The following is a 17,907-nucleotide window of genomic DNA, read 5'->3' as shown; positions in this document are numbered from 1 at the left end:
GCTCATGGCGACGCCTGAACGTTATTATGTCCCTGCGGCGAGTATCTGGCCGATTGTGGGTGCGGTGGCGCTGTTTTTGATTGCCGCTGGTGCAGGTGCCACGGTGGGCGGTTTATTTGGTGGCAACGGTCCTTGGCTGTTACTGGCTGGCACTGTGCTTATTTTGATTATGCTCACCGGCTGGTTTCGCGACGTGATCCGCGAATCCATGCAAGGACTTTACTCGGCGCAAATGGACCGTTCTTTTCGCCAAGGAATGAGTTGGTTTATTTTCTCTGAGGTAATGTTTTTTGGGGCTTTTTTTGGTGCGCTCTTCTATGCCCGCTTTATCGCCGTCCCTTGGCTGGGCGGTGCGAGTAACAATGCCATGACGGCCGCGGTATTGTGGCCAGATTTCGTCGCTCAGTGGCCACTCACGTTGACCCCAGGCGGGATTGAAACCACCGCGATGCCCGCGATGGGGTTACCGCTGTTAAACACCTTTATACTCCTGACCTCTTCTGTAACGCTCCATATTGCCCATACCGCGATGGAGAAAAATCAACGGGGGCGAATTAAAAGCTTCCTATTGGCCACGGTGTTATTAGGGGCGTTGTTTATGTTTTTTCAGGGTGAAGAATACATCCATGCTTACCAAGAAATGGATCTACGTCTCGACTCTGGGGTCTATGGCAACACCTTTTATTTATTAACTGGCTTTCATGGCCTACACGTTACATTAGGCACCATCATGTTGTTTGTGATTTGGTTACGTGTATTACGTGGCCACTTCACGCCGACACAACACTTTGGTTTTCAAGCCAGTGCTTGGTATTGGCACTTTGTTGATGTGGTGTGGTTATGCTTGTTCGTTTTTGTATACATCTTATAGATCAATAGGGGCGTGGGTTGGGGGTAATCCAGCCCATTGAGAGCGCCAATAAAAGCAATAAGAAGATACAGACGGAAAATAAAACGCGACGACCCAAAAAGCGAGATAAAGGCACGGAGCGATTGCCATTGAGCAAAATAGGAATGGCACGAAATAAGTTAAACAAAATAAAGATCAGCAAACAAATCAGAATAGCTTTGACCAGCATAAGCGCTCCTTAGCGCAATAGGTAATCATGAAACAAGGACGGCGAATGGGGTTTCTGATATTGACTGTGGTTGTGGTCGCGCTACTCGTCAAGTTAAGTCATTGGCAATGGACGCGTGGCGTGCAAAAAGCCCAACACTTGGCACAGTTTGATGCCAATCAAGCCCCCAACTCACTTTCAGGCATGGTGCGAAAAGGCCAACGGTTGGCGCTCGACGGCCAGTTTCGCCCTGAATTTGCCGTGTGGCTGGATAATCAGACCCACCAAGGCCGGGTAGGCTATCGCCTCTTTCTTCCTTTTGTGCCGAGCCAACAGCCATCGCAGTGGTGGCTGGTGGAACTGGGTTGGGTGGCCGCGCCAGCAGTGCGCCACTTGCCGGCTGTGCCTGCATTGGCATCGCGCTACCAGCTGTCTGGCTTTGTTGATACACCCTCTGAGCGGGTGGTACTCAAGGAAGAAACGGCATCGCACGCCTGGCCCGCTCGGGTTCAGCGCATTGATTTGAAAGCACTTAACGCCCAACTGCTAACGTTGAATACGCAGTGGTTGATACGGACAGAAACATTGATGGATGTGACCACGCCGAGTCAGGATGCCTTGGCGCAAGCGGGGATAACGCCGGTGTGGCAGCCGGTTGTGATGCCACCGGTAAAACACTATGGCTATGCCTTGCAATGGGCACTCATGGCGCTTGCGGTCAGTATTGGCGCGGGCATCTGGTGGTATAAAACAAAACAGAGGGAAGCGGTGTGAAAGGACGCATAACGCTCGTAGCATTGATTGGCATTTTTGTCCTACCTGTGGTGGTGGCGAAATTGGTGCTGGAGCAAAGCTGGTATGAAAAAGGGGTCACTAATTACGGACAGTTTCTCGCTGAGCCGGCGACCTTGAATTGGCTGTCAAAGGAAGGCCAGTGGCGGTTGATTTATCGGGTGCCAGAGCAATGTGATTCGGTGTGTGAGCAAGCCCTGTTTCAGTTAACACAAATTCCGATTGCGGTCGGCAAAGAGCGCGATCGGGTCAGTAGCGTGGCACTGACGCGCTCCGCCCCGAAAGCGCCGGAGGTACTGACATGGCAAACCCTGACCACAGAGCAGGCGCAGGCATGGCAGCAACAAGCATTTGATAAAAATACTATTTATCTAAGCGATCCGATGAATAATGTGGTGCTGGCCTATCCGGTCAGTGACGATAAAACCAAGTGGGTCGCGCAAGGCAAAGGCTTATTGCGCGATCTCAAACGGCTCCTTAAATTGTCGAAGGTAGGCTGATTATGGCAACGCGTCGCTACCAACTCGCCGTTTTATCGACACTGATACTGGCTGTGCTGGTGGTCGGCCTCGGCGCGTTTACCCGCCTCACTGAAGCGGGGCTTGGCTGCCCAGACTGGCCCGGATGCTATGGCCATTTGGCAGTACCGGCCAGTGAAAGCGCGCAATCGGTCGCCATGTCGCGTTTCCCAGATGCGCCGCTTGATATCAATAAAGCATGGAATGAAATGTTGCACCGCTACGTGGCGGGCACCTTAGGGCTGGCGATTTTTGCGTTGGCGTGGATCAGCTGGCGACGTCCTGACTATCAGGCTTTACGACCACTGACCACCTTGCTCAGTGTGGTCGTCATCGCGCAAGCCGCCTTAGGGATGTGGACCGTGACTTTAAGTTTGATGCCGGTGGTGGTGATGGCGCACTTACTCGGTGGTTTCACCACGGTATGCTTGCTAGTTTGGCTGGCGGTGGCGACAGGCGCGCTCCGATTGCCTGTGTTTTCGATGTCATCATCCGCGCGCCGCGTGGGCACGTTGGCTTTGGTGGCGGTGATTGTACAAATCGGTCTCGGCGGCTGGACCTCGGCCAACTATGCTGCCACCGTCTGCACTCAGCTTCCTATCTGTGAAAGCCCTTGGTGGCAGCTTTTCACCCCTTCCGCCTTTCATCCCGTCAGTCCGCTTAGCGACACCTATCAATTTGGCGTGCTGAACCATGCCGAGCGGGTGACCATTCATGCCACGCACCGTCTCGGTGCCATGGTGGTCACCGCATTAGTACTTGCTTGGGCATGGATGCTGTGGCGTGCTGGGGCGCGTGCGCTGGCAATGGCAGTGAGTGGTGTGCTGGCGATGCAAATTACGTTAGGGGTAACCAATGTGGTTGCGCTACTGCCGCTGAGTGTGGCAGTGGCGCATAACCTCGGTGGATTGTCGCTATTGGCCACATTACTCCTCACTCGATTTTTATGTCTTTCACCGTCGACCCGACAAGGAGCTCGTGATGGCACAGTTTCAACGTACCGCTAGTGTTTCGACATGGGTTGACGCCAATTGGCGTGATTATTACGAGCTGACCAAACCGCGTGTGGTTGCCATGTTGCTTCTCACCGCGTTGGTGGGCATGTGCTTAGCCACTCCCGGCTGGCCACCTTGGTCGGCGGTGCTGGTGGGATTATTTGGCATTGGTGCGCAAGCCAGCGCAGCGGCGGTGTTTAATCACGTTATCGACTGGAAAATTGACACGAAAATGCAGCGCACCCGCCATCGCCCCGTTGCCGAGGGAAGAGTGAGTCAAGGCGCCGCGTTGGCCTTTGCGGTGATACTGATGGTGATGGGATTCATTGCCTGTTGGTGGCTGAATCCGCTCACGGCTTGGCTAACGTTTGCCAGTCTGGTCGGTTATGCATTGGTGTATACCCAGTGGCTTAAACCTGCGACCCCGCAAAATATCGTGATTGGCGGTTTGGCGGGAGCGATGCCGCCTTTGTTAGGCTGGACCGCGGTGACCGGAGAGCTTCACGCCCATGCGCTGCTGCTGGTGATGATCATTTTTACTTGGACGCCGCCTCACTTTTGGGCGTTAGCGATACATCGCCGCCATGACTATGCTAAAGCCGATGTGCCGATGCTGCCTGTCACTCATGGGGTAGGGTTTACCCAAACTATGGTTTTGCTTTACACCCTACTGCTGGTCATCGTGGGCATTTTCCCTTGGCTGACCGGGATGAGTGGTTGGTTGTATCTGGTAGGGGCGACCACGTTAAATCTGGTCTTTGTCGGTTACGCTTGGCGACTGAAAACCCAGTCGCAAAAAGGCATCGCGTGGCAGACGTTTAAATTCTCGATATGGCATATCTTCGCGACCTTTGTGGTGCTCCTTGCCGACCACGCGTTGCGCTATTAAGGGGCTACTTTAGCCCTTGCGCCGACAGCACGGTGGCTTTGTCGGCGACAAAAGACACTTTGATGTGCTTACCATCGCCGCCCCACACACAGTGGGTTAAGCCCATGGTGTCGTCGCATTGGCTAGGCTCGCCAATGTGGCTCACAACCGCGTCATAGCTCATGCCCACTTCGAGCTGATCGTAGTTTTGCTTGGTCACTTTCGAGCAACCCGCTAGCAATACCGCCAACACACAGGCAAAAAATACACGCATAACCTTTCCTTTTTTACAGAGGTGATGAGCCGAGTTGGCGCAATGCAACTGATGCAGTGCAATGGCCGCTCGTCGATGAGATTGCCGCAATGGTACACTGCTGCATCGATAAGGGCCACCCGCTGACCTTGCCGGTTATCGCTGCAATCGTGTTCTTTATCAAAAATGATACATCATCCTGACGCATAGCGTGGCGTCCAATATTGAGAACGAGGAAGTATGTGGCAGTCTCTCACTCAGCGTGAGCTTCATTGGCGGGTCTTATCGCTGGCTTTACCTATGGTGATCTCCAATATCACCGTCCCTCTGTTAGGGTTAGTGGATGCCGCGGTGATCGGCCATTTAGACCATGCATGGTATTTAGGTGGTGTGGCGGTTGGCAGCACCATGATAAATGTCACCTTTTGGCTGTTGGGCTTTTTGCGTATGGCGACCACCGGGTTTACCGCGCAAGCCTATGGCGCGAGTGATAACCGTGAGCTGGCGGCCACCTTGGTGCGTGGGGCGACCTTAGCGGGCTTGCTAGCTGTACTGTTAATCGCACTGCATGTGCCCATTTTAGAGGGGGTGATGCACTTTAGTGATGCCAGTGCTGAAGTCAAACACTATGCGAGCCAGTATTTCTCCATTCGGATCTTTAGTGCGCCAGCGACCTTAATGAATTTGGTGATCATGGGCTGGCTACTGGGGGCGCAAAATGCGCGCCAGCCGATGTGGCTACTGATTGTGGTTAACAGTGCCAATATTGTTCTTGATTTACTGTTTGTGGTGGGCCTCGATATGAAAGTCGAAGGGGCCGCTGCAGCGAGTGTGGCCGCCGATTATCTCGGCCTCATGCTGGGGCTCTATTTTGTCAAAGGTATCTGGCAATCGCGTCAGCTACCGACCATTCGGTCGGTGTTTGAGCGTGGGCTGACTGGGATGAGCCGCTTGCTAAAGCTTAATCGAGACATCTTTTTACGTAGCCTTAGCTTGCAGTTGGCGTTTACCTTCATGACCTTCCAAGGGGCCACACTCGGCGATGACATTGTGGCCGCCAATGCGGTGCTGATGAGCTTTCTGATGCTGATTTCTTTTGCGATGGACGGCTTTGCCTATGCGATGGAGGCGATGGTGGGTAGAGCGATTGGCGCGCAGAGCAAGTCTGAGTTGTTAGTGTCACTGATAGGCAGCACTTTTTGGTCGTTGGTGATTTGCTTGGCGATCACGCTGGCATTTGGCGTGGCAGGCCATCACATCATTGCGCTGATTTCCGATATCGAAGCGGTGCGTGACCAAGCGGCACGTTATTTACCTTGGCTGGTGGCTATGCCTTTAGTGTCGATGTGGTGCTTTTTGCTCGATGGTATCTTTATTGGTGCCACGCGGGGTAAAGACATGCGCAATGGGATGTTTGTCGCCACCGCGGGCTTTTTTGCTGCATGGTGGTTAGCGCAAGGGTGGGGCAATCACGCCCTATGGTTAGCGATGCTTACTTTTATGGCGCTAAGAGGACTCAGTCTCGCGGTGTGCTTTGTTTACCACTGGCGACGAGATAGCTTTTTTGACGTCACGCACTGAGACCTATCAACAAAAAAACAGGCCAGTTGGCCTGTTTTTGCGATGGAAGGGCAGCGTCTTAATAGTAAGAGTGATCGCCACGCGCGTGCTCGGTCACATCGCGCACACCCTTTAGCTCGCCGCTAAACTCGGCCAGCAACTGCTTTTCGATCCCTTCTTTTAAGGTCACGTCTACCATTGAACAGCCATTGCAACCGCCACCGAATTGCAAAATCGCTACGGCGTCATCGGTGATTTCAATCAAGTTAACATGGCCGCCATGGCTGGCAAGCTGTGGGTTGACTTGGCTTTGAATCACGTAATCAACACGCTCCATTAAAGGCGCATCGGAGGCCACTTTCCGCATTTTCGCATTCGGTGCTTTCAGCGTTAGCTGTGAGCCCATTTTATCGGTGACAAAGTCGATTTCCGCTTCGTCTAAAAACGGTAGGCTTAGCTCATCAATGAAAGCAGAGAAGCCGTTGAATTTGAGTTCGGTATCGCTGCTTTCTACTGCTTCGGGTGGACAATAAGAAACACCGCACTCGGCGTTTGGCGTGCCTGGGTTAACCACAAACACGCGAATATTGGTGCCCTCGGGCTGCTGCTCAAGCAGCTTCACAAAGTGGCTTTGTGCATTTTCTGAAATTTTGACTTCTGACACGACAAATACCTGACTAATCCAGTGTGTTTTGTACAGTGTACTCCGGTTTTTACTTGCTATCACCCCTTGTTCAATGTGGCTAATTTGTGGGCACTGCTGTTTATCTCAAGGGAGCTTGGTCCGCGCAATACAATAAATATCGACCCGTTTCGCACCCGCTCGGCGCAACAAACGGCAAAGTTGACTGACCGTTTCTCCGGTTGTCACCACGTCGTCGACAAGCGCAACATGCTCTGCCGGCAGTGCGCCGTGTAAGCGAAATGCCCCGCGCAGGTTCTTCAGTCGCGCAGATCTATCCAGCCCTTGCTGAGGTGAGGTATGGCGAGTACGTCTTAGATAGTGATTGACGACTCGGCTGCCAAGCCGCTGTTGTAGCGCCCATGCCAGATGTGCGCTTTGGTTAAAGCCGCGTTGTAGCCGTCGCCGCCAGTGTAAGGGAACAGGCAGTAAGACTGGGGCAGGCGTGTCGATTTTCTCACTGAGCAGCTTGGCGAACGGAAGGGCGAGCTCGAAGTCTCCTTGATATTTAAAGCGGTGAACCAAATCAGGGAGTGGGTCGAGGTAGGCACTGATCGCGGTAAGCGTATGCCACGCAGGTGGATGGCTGAGGCACTGACCACAATGTGTTTGAGGGGTGAGCACCGGCAAGCCGCAACATTGACACCCGTAGGCCTGATGATGTTTATCCCAGCACGCATCGCAGCACAAGGTGTGATCGGCAGGGAGGGATAAGCGACACACGGGGCACTGATGGGGCAAAGATTTGCCCCTAATGCTTTGCCAAACGCCAGCAAGGCGAGGGGGATGAATTGCTGGTATCATAGCCATCCTGATGAAAAAGAGTACAAAGGCAGTGTAAAGCATGGCGTTATGTGATTGGCAATCTTACGGACAAGGCCCCGATCTGGTTCTCATTCATGGCTGGGGAATGAACAGTGCTGTTTGGTCGCTTATCTTGCCGTATCTCACTGCAAACTACCGTGTTCATTGTGTTGACTTGCCCGGATTTGGGTTGAGCCCCGCACAGCCGGGGCTTGATTTAGAACAACTGGCACAAGTGTTGCTTAAAGAATCACCAGCGCAAGCAACTTGGTTGGGCTGGTCACTGGGCGGATTGGTGGCCACGCAAGCGGCCCTGCTCGCGCCCCATCGTTTGACGGGGCTCGTGACGGTCGCAAGCTCACCCAAGTTTGTCGCGGAACCGGGATGGCGAGGTATTAAACCCGCGGTGCTGAATGCATTTGCCTCACAGCTTGAGCAGGATTTTTCTCTGACCGTGGAGCGGTTTATGGCGTTGCAGGCCATGGGGTCGCCCACTGCGAAGAAAGACATTAAAGCGCTCAAGCAGGCAGTGTTTTCACGACCTGCACCGGATCCTCAGGCTCTGGCTGATGGTTTGCAAATACTGGCGTCGGCGGATTTACGTCAAGCATGCCAGTCGATTCGCTTACCTTGGCTGCGGTTGTACGGTCGCCTCGATGGGTTGGTGCCTGTCGCCGTGGCGGGACAGATGGACGCTTGGTTACCGCATTCACCGAGTGAGGTGTTTGCACACAGTGCCCATGCCCCTTTTGTCACTGAGCCTGACGGTGTGGTAGACAGGCTCACCGCCTTTCTGGCAACGAATTGCCGCCCTGACTGCGCGCGCTGAACGATTTTTGGCAGAATTGACTAAATCTTGTCATGGTTCTGCCGATAAGTTAACTATGTCACTTGCTCTGACATTAGGAGAGACCATAATGAACGTAGGTAACGTTGGGCAGTCTCAGGCCTATCACCCTCAGTCGATGAAGCCAAAATCACCGCCGCAAACGCAACCAAATGCGGACAAAGAGGTCAAAGATACAAAGCCCGCTGAGACAGCGGCCACCCCAGCGGTGAAAGACGTCAAGGATGCGAAAGCAGCTAAAAACGCTGAAGGCGTTGAGAAGTCTAAAGAGAAATCATCGGTCGAATCCTTTACTTATGGCGCGTTGGGCATGGACCATCCGGAAAAAGTGAAGGAAAACGATGATACCGCCTATAACGCAGGACAATTTTTGTCTGCGTTGGGAACAATAGGCACAATACTCGCGGTTGTCGTCTAAACTATAAGGAGACGAGGCCGGACTGACAATAAGGCCTTCAGCTGATGTTGGGAGGTAGCATCAGATGAATATATCGCCAGCAAGCGTCAGTATCCCAACTGTCGCGCCATCGGTGAACCCGCCAACTGAGCAAGTTGCGCGGGAAAATCGTGTGCGCGAAAAAATTGTTCCGACCAAACAGCCGCCCGCGTTGGATCATGAAAGACCCGCGACGGAGCAAGACAAGCAACTGCGTAATCCCTCTTGGGATCCGTCACAGCATCCCAATTATTCTTTCGACTATACCCCCGAGTCATTTAAAGACGCAGACTACAACGGCGCCAATGTTGCTAACCGCATTGATGCCATCACTCGTAGCGAGCCCGGAGACGAGGCGCGACCAGAAAACGGCTATCCGTTGGGGCTCAAAATGCCCGAAGAGGTGTTGGAGAAAATTGAGCAGCTGCAAAGATTTGAACGTACCCGTGCGGTAGTCGCGATGCGCTACCAGCAAGCGACCGTGGCGAATATGCCTTCAGAAGTGTTGATTGTGATTTAAGCTCGGTCCACCGAGCCTATTGACGTTAAAGCCCCGCCAAGACGAGCGGGGCTTTTTTGCGTCGTTAAGAGCGCTTGGCGCGGGCAAAGGCATCAGCCATGCTTCCGCCGATAGGTGCGGCGGGTTGACGAGGCGCCTTGCGTGATGGGCGATACTGTCCCGCTTTGTGGTTATCGCCTTGTCCTTGGGACGCACTGTCGCCTGAAGGGGTATCGTCCAAACGCATGGATAAGCCAATCCGTTTGCGTGGTACATCCACCTCCATCACTTTGACTTTAACCACATCTCCGGCTTTGACCACCTCGCGAGGGTCACTGACAAAGCGATTCGATAGGGCGGAGATGTGCACCAAACCGTCTTGGTGAACCCCGACATCGACAAAGGCGCCAAAGTGCGTCACGTTGGTCACCACGCCTTCCAGTTGCATTCCGGGCTTCAGATCGCTGACTTGATTGATGCCTTCCGCAAAGGTGGCGGTCTTAAACTCAGGACGCGGGTCGCGGCCGGGTTTTGCCAGCTCGTTAAGCACGTCGGTGACCGTGATTGCCCCAAAGTTGTCATCTGCAAACTCTTTCGCGTTCAGGCCTTGCAAGAAACGGTTGTTACCGACCAGCGCCTCGACGGCTTTGCCGGTTTTCTCCGCAATGCGTTTGACCAAAGAATAGGTTTCTGGGTGAACGCCAGAGCGATCCAGCGGGTTGGCACCATCCATTACCCGTAAAAAGCCCGCGCATTGTTCGAATGCTTTAGGGCCAAGACGCGGCACTTTCAGCAGGGTTTTACGATCGCCAAAGCGGCCATTTTCATCACGAAAAGCGACAATATTTTGCGCCATGGTTTGGCTTAAGCCAGCGACACGAGTCAGGAGTGGCGCCGATGCACTGTTCAGATCCACCCCGACCGCGTTCACACAGTCTTCGACCACAGCATCGAGTTTTTTGGCAAGCTGACTTTGAGAGACATCGTGTTGATATTGGCCTACGCCAATCGATTTCGGGTCAATTTTAACCAGTTCGGCCAGTGGGTCTTGCAAGCGGCGGGCGATAGAAACGGCACCACGCAGCGAGACATCAAGGTCTGGAAACTCATTGGCGGCTAATTCCGATGCCGAATACACCGAGGCACCTGCCTCACTGACCATGACGGTCTGAATGGCTAAACCAGCCTGACTTAGCATGGTTTTGGCAAACGCTTCGGTCTCGCGGGAAGCGGTGCCGTTGCCGATCGCGATGAGGTTGACCTGATGACGTTTAATTAAATTGAGCACCGTCTTGCTCGCGCCATCTACGTCGTGACGTGGGGCGGTAGGATAAATGGTGGCGGTATCGAGCAATTTCCCCGTACCGTCCACCACGGCCACCTTACAGCCGGTACGCAAACCCGGATCGATGCCGAGCGTACAGCGTGGGCCCGCGGGAGCGGCCATCAAAACGTCTTTTAGATTGGCAGCAAAGACATCAATGGCGTCGCTTTCGGCCCGCTCTTTCAAACTGGCCATAAGCTCAGTCTCAAGGTGCATGAGTATTTTGACTCGCCACGCGAACGCGATAACTTGCTTACGCCAACGATCGGCGGGCGCACTGCCCAAGGATAAACCGTAGTGCTCGGCAATCATGGTTTCGCAGATACTGCCTTTGCTGTCTGCTTCTTGGTCTGGGTCAGCGACTAAGGCCAGTTGCAAGACGCCTTCGTTACGGCCCCGGAGCATGGCTAAGGCACGGTGAGAAGGCACTTTAGAGATCGGCTCTTGATGATCGAAGTAGTCTTTAAATTTCGCCCCAGCCTCTTCTTGGCCTGTGACAACACTTGCGCGTAACACCGCGTGTTGGTTGAGATATTGACGAATTTTATCGAGCAAGGCGGCATCTTCAGCGAGGCGCTCCATCATGATGGCGCGGGCGCCGTCGAGTGCTGCCTTGGTGTCGGCGATGCCTTGCTCGGGATTGAGATAGGATTGGGCGAGTGTGTCAGGGTCTTGCGACGCGTCTTGCCATAAGGCCTCGGCCAGGGGTTCTAGGCCTGCTTCAATGGCAATCTGTCCTTTGGTACGACGCTTGGGTTTATAGGGCAGATAGAGATCTTCCAAGCGGTTCTTGCTGTCCGCCGCTAAAATGTCGCGACGCAAGCTATCGGTTAGTTTACCTTGCTCATCAATCGATTTTAGGATGGTGTCACGCCGAGCCTCCATTTCGCGCAAGTACACTAAGCGTGTTTCCAGCGTGCGCAGTTGGCTGTCATCCAGCCCTTGGGTGGCTTCTTTTCGATAGCGAGCAATAAAGGGGACGGTATTTCCGTCATCGAGCAGCGCAACGGCGGTTGCGACCTGGTTGGGTGAGACATTGAGCTCTTTAGCCAGGGTTTGAGTCAGTTGACTGTGCATGCATATCCTTTTGTAAACAAGCACGGCAGCACCGCAGCACTGCCATTGAATCTGTTTCTTTGACCCTTGTGGTCGTTAAGGTTCCCGTGAGTCGGTCTCTGTTGGGTAAGTGATTGCATTGACGAACCAATGCTTCTCACCTTCAGGGGTTCGGACCACCACCTCATCATCGACCGCTTTTTTGAGCAGGGCGCGCGCCATGGGCGCATCAATCGAGATGTAGTCTTTACGATCGTAAATCTCATCAGGGCCAACAATCCGAAAGCGTTTGATATCGCCCGCCTCGTTTTCAATTTCCACCCAAGCGCCAAAAAAGACCCGCCCTTCTTGTTGGGGCGAGTAGTCGACAATGGTGAGTTCATTCAGCCGCTTGCGCAGATAACGGACGCGGCGGTCAATTTGTCGCAGCAAGCGCTTGTTGTAGGTGTAGTCGGCATTCTCTGAGCGGTCGCCTAAACTTGCCGCCCAACTGACAATTTTGGTGATCTCTGGGCGTTTTTCATGCCATAGGTGGTCATGTTCCGCTTTGAGTGCGTTAAACCCTTCACGGGTGACCAGTTTGGTTTTCACGCAGCGTCTCCTTAACCCTCGCGAAGCCTCAATAAGTGATGCAATTTCAACGAGCAAATTACAAGAACCGAGCAAGCTTGTCGAGGCAACACTCGGTAACAATTTCTTCGTTGTTTCGTGGCGGAACCATCAGTGTCAATCCACGCAAATGTGGCAAAATCCGGTATGATTACAGCAGTGACTGCTTGATTTGTCGGCAGATAACCGCATTGAGTATGAGGGTTAACCATGCAAGAAAACTATAAAATCCTAGTGGTGGATGATGATATGCGTCTGCGTTCGCTACTGGAGCGTTACCTAACTGAGCAGGGCTTCCAAGTGCGCAGTGTGGCCAATGCCGAACAGATGGATCGCTTGCTCGCGCGGGAAGCCTTTCACCTGATGGTCTTGGATTTGATGCTGCCGGGTGAAGATGGCTTATCTATCTGCCGCCGTTTGCGTCAGGCGAACAACCAATTACCGATTTTAATGCTCACCGCAAAGGGTGATGAAATTGACCGTATTGTCGGATTAGAAGTGGGTGCGGACGATTACTTACCCAAACCATTTAACCCACGGGAGCTATTGGCGCGCCTCCGTGCTGTCTTGCGCCGCCAAACCATTGAAGCGCCGGGCGCACCGAGTGCAGACACCAAGGTGGTCGAATTTGGCGAGTTTCGCCTCAATCTCGGTACGCGGGAGATGTTCCGTAATGACGACCCGATGACGTTAACCTCGGGCGAATTTGCGGTCCTTAAAGCATTGGTGACCAATGCGCGCGAGCCGTTATCACGCGACAAGTTGATGAATATGGCGCGCGGACGTGAGTACTCCGCGATGGAGCGCTCCATTGACGTGCAAATCTCGCGATTGCGCCGCATGATTGAAGAAGATCCGAGCAAGCCACGCTATATCCAAACGGTGTGGGGGCTGGGCTACGTGTTTGTCCCTGACGGCGAGGTCTAAGCGATGCGGATGTCGCCGCGCACCAACTTTGCCCGCACGCTGTTGATTTTGGCTGGCCTATTGATTGCCAGCCAAGTTTTTTCTTATCTCACCATCGTCAATTATGCCCTGCTCCCCAGCTTGCAGCAGTTTAATAAGATCTTGGCCTTTGAAGTGCGCTTGATGCTGGAAGAGGATTGGACGCTAAAAGACGGGGAAGTGCTGCACTTGGGTGAGCCTGTGCGTCGGCAACTGCTGGAACAAATTGGGGTGACCTTACATGCTCCTAACAGTGACGCCGCAGGCGCTTACCAAGACGCGATGCAGATAGATTATCTCAGTGCGCGGATGAGCGAAGAGCTGGGAACGCCGACCGAAGTGCGCCTTGTCAGTGGTGAAGACAGCTATGTGCTGTGGTTAAAGTTTGACGCCATTGATGACTTTTTGATGCGTATTCCGCTTTCCGAACTGCATCAAGATGACTTTGCGCCCCTTTTCCAATACAGCCTGATTATTGCGTTGCTGGTGATTGCAGGTGGTTGGCTGTTTATTAAGATGCAAAACCGCCCACTGGTGACCTTAGAGCGTGCTGCGTTAGATGTGGCTGAAGGCCGGTTTCCTGAGCCGGTGGCCCCAAAAGGCGCCTCTGAAATTCAAGCGGTAACAGTGGCGTTTAATAAAATGTCTGCAGGCATACGCAAACTCGAAGAAGATCGCGCCTTGCTGATGGCAGGGGTGAGCCATGATTTGCGCACGCCGCTGACGCGCATTCGCTTGGCGACCGAAATGATGTCGCCGGACGATGAATACCTTGCCGATAGCATCACTAAAGACACTGAAGAGTGCAACGAGATCATCAATCAGTTTATGGACTATCTGCGCGCGGTGCAGCAGCAAGACCCTGATCCGGTGGATTTAGCGAGCATTTGTCGTGATGTAGCGAATAGCCAACAGCTGGTGGGTATCGAGATGGATACCGAGTTGCTGCCTTTGTATGGCGAGTTGTATGCCAACTCAGTGGCGCTTAAGCGGGCCGTGACTAACTTGGTGGTTAACGCGGTCCGCTATGGCAACGGCTGGGTACGCATTCGTTGTGGCAGTACCGCCGATCATACCCATCAATGGGTCGAAGTTGAGGACAATGGACCGGGTATTGATGCGAGCCTAGAAGCGTCGCTTTTCCAGCCGTTCACGCGGGGTGACTCAGCCCGTGGTAGCGAGGGAACCGGACTGGGACTCGCTATTGTGAAACGGATTGTGGAACAACTGCGCGGCGATATTCGCCTGTCTTCCCGTACCGAAGGAGGGTTGAGGATCCAGATGACATTTCCGGTCAATCAGGGGCGTGCCAAAAGCTAGTGTGCGCGTTGCCACGTTTTCTTCATGGCCTATTCGCGAAGGCGGATAGGCCGACCATACTGTCGTATAGAACTAATACACACACTATGGCCTATGCGACTTTGTTTAGATAAAAACGATCCTACCCCGAAATTTCAGCAATTGATTGAGCAAATCCAGCGTCAGATCGCCAGTGGTGCGCTGCGCTCAGGCGAGCGCTTGCCGTCGGTACGTGTGCTGGCGCGAGAGTTAAAGATGAATCCGATGACGGTCTCGCGCAGTTATCAGCAACTTGCCGAGCAAGGATGGTTAGAGCGAGTGCGAGGCGTTGGGATGAAAGTCAGCCAGCAAGCGCGTCCTGCTGAGCCTCATCAACGGTTGCAATATGTACAAGCGCCATTGGCACATTTTATTCAGGTGGCCAATCAAGCCGGATATAGCAAATCCGAGGCCATGGCGTTAGTCATGGCCCACTGGGAGAGCGATATCGGCGATCATGCGTTGGAATAATGGGTTTTATGGCCAAGCCAACGTGCGATGATTGCGGCGGCGTGTTGCGGATAGTGTTGATGCAGGTGGTGCGCTAACTTTTGTACCTCAGGGATCAGCGCTTGGTCACGCACCAGATCGGCAATTTTAAACTCGGCCAAGCCGGTTTGCCGGGTACCGAGAAGCTCGCCGGGCCCGCGAATATCGAGATCGCGCTGTGCGATCACAAAGCCATCATTGCTCTCGCGCAGGACGCCCAAGCGTTGACTGGCGGTTTTAGACAAAGGGGCATGATACAAGAGCACACAGTGGCTGGCGACGGAGCCTCGACCGACACGCCCCCGTAGTTGGTGGAGCTGTGCCAACCCGAGTCGCTCGGGGTTTTCAATGATCATCAAACTGGCATTGGGGACATCGACGCCCACTTCAATCACGGTAGTCGCGACCAACAAATGCAGCTCCCCTTGCTTAAAGGCTTGCATGACTGCTTGTTTTTCCGCCGCTTTCATGCGTCCGTGGACAAGGCCGACGGCAAGATGAGGGAGCGCCGCTTTGAGTGCGGTGGCGGTATCCTCGGCAGCTTGCGCTTCGAGAGCGTCGGATTCCTCAATCAAGGTACATACCCAATACGCTTGGCGGCCTTCACTGCAGGCGGCACTGACACGCGCAATAATGTCATCGCGGCGCGTATCTGGCACGGCAACGGTTTGGATCGGAGTACGCCCCGGGGGGAGCTCATCGATAATCGAGGTATCGAGATCGGCATACGCAGTCATCGCGAGAGTACGCGGGATCGGAGTGGCTGTCATGATCAATTGATGCGGATGCGCTCCTTGTTGCTCACCTTTCTCCCACAGGGCGAGACGTTGGTGAACACCAAAGCGGTGTTGCTCATCAATGATCACCAAGGCTAACTGGTCAAAGTCGACATGGGCTTGAAACAGCGCATGTGTGCCGACCACCATTTTCGCCTCACCGCTGGCAATCCGTGCAAGTTCAGCGTCGCGCGCTTTGCCTTTAAGCTTACCGGCGAGCCAACCGACTTGAATTCCCAACGGCTCCAGCCATTGGGCAAAATTCACCGCATGCTGTTCGGCCAATAGCTCCGTGGGGGCCATTAATGCGACTTGGTAACCGTGTTCGATAGCTTGCAGCGCCGCCAATACCGCAACCAGCGTCTTACCCGCGCCCACATCGCCTTGTACCAAGCGCATCATGGGGACGGGCTTAGCCAGATCGCGACTGATTTCATCGACTACGCGCGATTGTGCCCCTGTGGGGGAGAATGGCAGGTTGGCCAGCAATTGTTGGCTCAGCGCCCCATTCGGTGGCAACGGTGTGGCACTGACCGCTTGCGCTTGATGACGAACGGACAGCATCGACAGATGTTGGGCGAGTAATTCTTCAATAATTAACCGACGTTGGGCAGGATGTTGCCCGGCTTGCAGGGCCTCTAGTGACACCTCTGGTGGCGGACGATGCAAAAGGTGTAAGGCATCGCGTAATGAAAGCTGTCTATCATATAAGCCCTCAGGGAGTAACTCTTGTACACCACTTTTGTCCAGCAATGCCAACGCTTGGTCGGTTAGACTGCGCAAGGTAGCTTGGCGCAGCCCTTCGGTGGTGGGATAGACAGGTGTCAGGGTTTCTTCTAGCGCAAGCTCGGTAGGCTCAGAAAAGACTTTATAGTCAGGGTGAATGATTTCTAGGCCATGCTTACCGCGTTTTAGCTCGCCATAGGCCTTCACATGTTTGCCGATGGCGAGGCTGTTTTTCATCGCGGCGTTGAAGTTAAAAAAGCGTAGCGTCAGCGCACCATTGCCGTCATGGATCCGCACGGTCAGCATGCGGCGGCGCCCAAACACAGTGTCATTGTGCGTCACTTCACCCTCAACGGTCGCGGTTTGTCCGGGGAGCAAACTGGCGATCGGCCAGACGCGTGTGCGATCTTCATAACGGTACGGCAAGTGAAACAAGACATCTTGAACCGTATACAACCCCAGCTTGGTCAGCTTTTTCGCCATTTTGGCGCCGACACCGGCCAGTGTTTCGACTGAGACAGCATTGAGCATGGATGATCGCATCAAAATAGTCCGTTATTTACTACGTTTGTGTTTGGCTGCCTGCATCGCAGACCACCATGCCTCATCAGCAACGATTTGCCCGTGTTCATCCAGCGGTGGATAGGGCAGCCCTTTTTGTTTGGCCACGCGTGCTAAAACAGGATGGCCCCGTTCAAACAGGATCTTGTGGACTTCTTCGTCCGGAATATGGGTGTGAGCCCGCTGGTACATACCCGCTAATTGGCGCTGTCGCTGGGCCTCATACAGAATAAGAGCACTCGCCACTGACACGTTTAATGACTGTACCATACCCACCATTGGGATGAGGATATCTTGATCCGCCTTATCGAGCGCTTCGCGACTGATGCCTTCTTTTTCTTGGCCTAATACGATAGCGGTGGGGCGGGTGTAATCGACGTCGCGAAAATCGATGGCGGTGTCGGATAAGTTGGTGACTAAGATCTGCATGCCTTGAGCGTGAAGCGCATCAAAGGCTTCGGCAGTCGAATCATGGGTTTGTACATCTACCCAGTTGCGAGAGCCTGCCGAAGTGCCACCTAAAGCGCGCATTTTACTGCCTTTTGGCCAGACGGCATGAAGGCGATGCACGCCGACGGCATCTGCGGTGCGAATAATGGCAGAGATATTATTTGGCTTATGGACTTGTTCCATACACACGGTGAGATCAGGCTGGCGCTGAGCAAGCACTTGATGAATACGTTCAAACCGTTCTGGTGTCATGGTGAGGTTCCGTTAGTTACACGATAGGAGAGAAACAAACTCGCCCACCAAAAGGCGGGCGAGTGATAG

At 53.7% G+C, this 17,907-nt stretch carries 20 protein-coding genes; 12 read left to right on the top strand and 8 right to left on the bottom strand.

The window, feature by feature from the left end; genetic code table 11:
• The first annotated feature begins 4 nt into the window (after positions 1-4).
• Positions 5-871 carry a cytochrome c oxidase subunit 3 gene (locus tag BZG84_RS02685; RefSeq protein ID WP_077677969.1) on the top strand — a complete coding sequence of 289 codons (867 nt, stop codon included), beginning with the start codon at positions 5-7 and terminating at the stop codon, positions 869-871.
• 1 nt (position 872) lies between these two features.
• Here the strand turns inward: BZG84_RS02685 and BZG84_RS02680 are convergent, their stop codons facing one another.
• Entirely contained in the window at positions 873-1,079 is a 207-nt protein-coding gene (locus BZG84_RS02680; protein ID WP_077480935.1) for a DUF2909 family protein, read from the bottom strand.
• A gap of 45 nt (positions 1,080-1,124) precedes the next feature.
• Here BZG84_RS02680 and BZG84_RS02675 point away from each other — a divergent pair, with 45 nt between their 5' ends.
• The 4 genes from BZG84_RS02675 to cyoE are packed head-to-tail and all read left to right on the top strand — an operon-like array spanning position 1,125 to position 4,252.
• Entirely contained in the window at positions 1,125-1,832 is a 708-nt protein-coding gene (locus BZG84_RS02675) for an SURF1 family protein (protein WP_158011462.1), read from the top strand.
• The gene (locus BZG84_RS02670; protein ID WP_077480931.1) at positions 1,829-2,350 is read left to right on the top strand and encodes a hypothetical protein; all 522 of its coding nucleotides are present in this window, start codon (positions 1,829-1,831) and stop codon (positions 2,348-2,350) included. The genes BZG84_RS02675 and BZG84_RS02670 overlap by 4 nt, the downstream gene beginning before the upstream one ends.
• A gap of 2 nt (positions 2,351-2,352) precedes the next feature.
• The gene (locus BZG84_RS02665; protein ID WP_077677968.1) at positions 2,353-3,375 is read left to right on the top strand and encodes a COX15/CtaA family protein; all 1,023 of its coding nucleotides are present in this window, start codon (positions 2,353-2,355) and stop codon (positions 3,373-3,375) included.
• On the top strand, positions 3,350-4,252 hold the full coding sequence (cyoE, locus tag BZG84_RS02660) for a heme o synthase (RefSeq protein ID WP_077480927.1): 903 nt from the start codon (positions 3,350-3,352) through the stop codon (positions 4,250-4,252). The genes BZG84_RS02665 and cyoE overlap by 26 nt, the downstream gene beginning before the upstream one ends.
• A 4-nt stretch (positions 4,253-4,256) precedes the next feature.
• Here the strand turns inward: cyoE and BZG84_RS02655 are convergent, their stop codons facing one another.
• Complete coding sequence (locus BZG84_RS02655; protein WP_069589015.1) at positions 4,257-4,505, bottom strand: DUF3862 domain-containing protein; 249 nt, start codon at positions 4,503-4,505, stop codon at positions 4,257-4,259.
• Between the two features lie 219 nt (positions 4,506-4,724).
• Here BZG84_RS02655 and dinF point away from each other — a divergent pair, with 219 nt between their 5' ends.
• Positions 4,725-6,065: an MATE family efflux transporter DinF gene (dinF, locus tag BZG84_RS02650; RefSeq protein ID WP_077480925.1), complete on the top strand. Its 1,341-nt coding sequence runs from the start codon at positions 4,725-4,727 to the stop codon at positions 6,063-6,065.
• Positions 6,066-6,123: 58 nt separating this feature from the next.
• On the opposite strand, the gene nfuA is transcribed toward dinF, so the two are convergent.
• Both nfuA and BZG84_RS02640 read right to left on the bottom strand, forming a co-directional pair.
• Positions 6,124-6,708, bottom strand: a complete 585-nt coding sequence (nfuA, locus tag BZG84_RS02645; RefSeq protein WP_077455024.1) for a Fe-S biogenesis protein NfuA — start codon at positions 6,706-6,708, stop codon at positions 6,124-6,126.
• Positions 6,709-6,813: 105 nt separating this feature from the next.
• Entirely contained in the window at positions 6,814-7,530 is a 717-nt protein-coding gene (locus BZG84_RS02640) for a ComF family protein (protein ID WP_077677967.1), read from the bottom strand.
• A gap of 40 nt (positions 7,531-7,570) precedes the next feature.
• Here BZG84_RS02640 and bioH point away from each other — a divergent pair, with 40 nt between their 5' ends.
• The 3 genes from bioH (at position 7,571) to BZG84_RS02625 (ending at position 9,333) form a co-directional block, all read left to right on the top strand.
• Entirely contained in the window at positions 7,571-8,359 is a 789-nt protein-coding gene (gene bioH / locus BZG84_RS02635) for a pimeloyl-ACP methyl ester esterase BioH (RefSeq protein WP_077455026.1), read from the top strand.
• A 136-nt stretch (positions 8,360-8,495) separates the two neighbouring features.
• Complete coding sequence (locus tag BZG84_RS02630; RefSeq protein WP_443216369.1) at positions 8,496-8,795, top strand: hypothetical protein; 300 nt, start codon at positions 8,496-8,498, stop codon at positions 8,793-8,795.
• Positions 8,796-8,859: 64 nt separating this feature from the next.
• Positions 8,860-9,333: an ATP-dependent Lon protease gene (locus BZG84_RS02625; protein ID WP_077677966.1), complete on the top strand. Its 474-nt coding sequence runs from the start codon at positions 8,860-8,862 to the stop codon at positions 9,331-9,333.
• A 64-nt stretch (positions 9,334-9,397) separates the two neighbouring features.
• On the opposite strand, the gene BZG84_RS02620 is transcribed toward BZG84_RS02625, so the two are convergent.
• Both BZG84_RS02620 and greB read right to left on the bottom strand, forming a co-directional pair.
• Complete coding sequence (locus tag BZG84_RS02620) at positions 9,398-11,713, bottom strand: Tex family protein (protein ID WP_077479798.1); 2,316 nt, start codon at positions 11,711-11,713, stop codon at positions 9,398-9,400.
• 75 nt (positions 11,714-11,788) lie between these two features.
• On the bottom strand, positions 11,789-12,283 hold the full coding sequence (gene greB / locus BZG84_RS02615) for a transcription elongation factor GreB (RefSeq protein ID WP_077479797.1): 495 nt from the start codon (positions 12,281-12,283) through the stop codon (positions 11,789-11,791).
• A 228-nt stretch (positions 12,284-12,511) separates the two neighbouring features.
• Here greB and ompR point away from each other — a divergent pair, with 228 nt between their 5' ends.
• The 3 genes from ompR to BZG84_RS02600 all read left to right on the top strand — a co-directional run bounded on the left by ompR (position 12,512) and on the right by BZG84_RS02600 (position 15,055).
• Positions 12,512-13,228, top strand: a complete 717-nt coding sequence (ompR, locus tag BZG84_RS02610) for an osmolarity response regulator transcription factor OmpR (RefSeq protein ID WP_069588994.1) — start codon at positions 12,512-12,514, stop codon at positions 13,226-13,228.
• A 3-nt stretch (positions 13,229-13,231) separates the two neighbouring features.
• The gene (gene envZ / locus BZG84_RS02605; protein WP_077479795.1) at positions 13,232-14,566 is read left to right on the top strand and encodes a two-component system sensor histidine kinase EnvZ; all 1,335 of its coding nucleotides are present in this window, start codon (positions 13,232-13,234) and stop codon (positions 14,564-14,566) included.
• A gap of 93 nt (positions 14,567-14,659) precedes the next feature.
• Entirely contained in the window at positions 14,660-15,055 is a 396-nt protein-coding gene (locus BZG84_RS02600) for a GntR family transcriptional regulator (RefSeq protein ID WP_077479794.1), read from the top strand.
• Here BZG84_RS02600 and recG read toward each other — a convergent pair.
• Both recG and trmH read right to left on the bottom strand, forming a co-directional pair.
• Positions 15,040-17,118: an ATP-dependent DNA helicase RecG gene (recG, locus tag BZG84_RS02595; RefSeq protein ID WP_077479793.1), complete on the bottom strand. Its 2,079-nt coding sequence runs from the start codon at positions 17,116-17,118 to the stop codon at positions 15,040-15,042. The two genes, BZG84_RS02600 and recG, sit on opposite strands and share 16 nt — an antisense overlap.
• A gap of 12 nt (positions 17,119-17,130) precedes the next feature.
• A complete protein-coding gene (trmH, locus tag BZG84_RS02590) occupies positions 17,131-17,838 on the bottom strand; it encodes a tRNA (guanosine(18)-2'-O)-methyltransferase TrmH (RefSeq protein WP_077479792.1) in 708 nt (235 codons plus the stop codon).
• Between the last annotated feature and the right edge of the window lie 69 nt (positions 17,839-17,907).

This window comes from Salinivibrio sp. PR932 (assembly GCF_001996125.1).
GTDB classification, from domain to species: Bacteria; Pseudomonadota; Gammaproteobacteria; order Enterobacterales; family Vibrionaceae; genus Salinivibrio; species Salinivibrio proteolyticus.
This window is presented reverse-complemented; position numbering and strand designations above follow the sequence as displayed.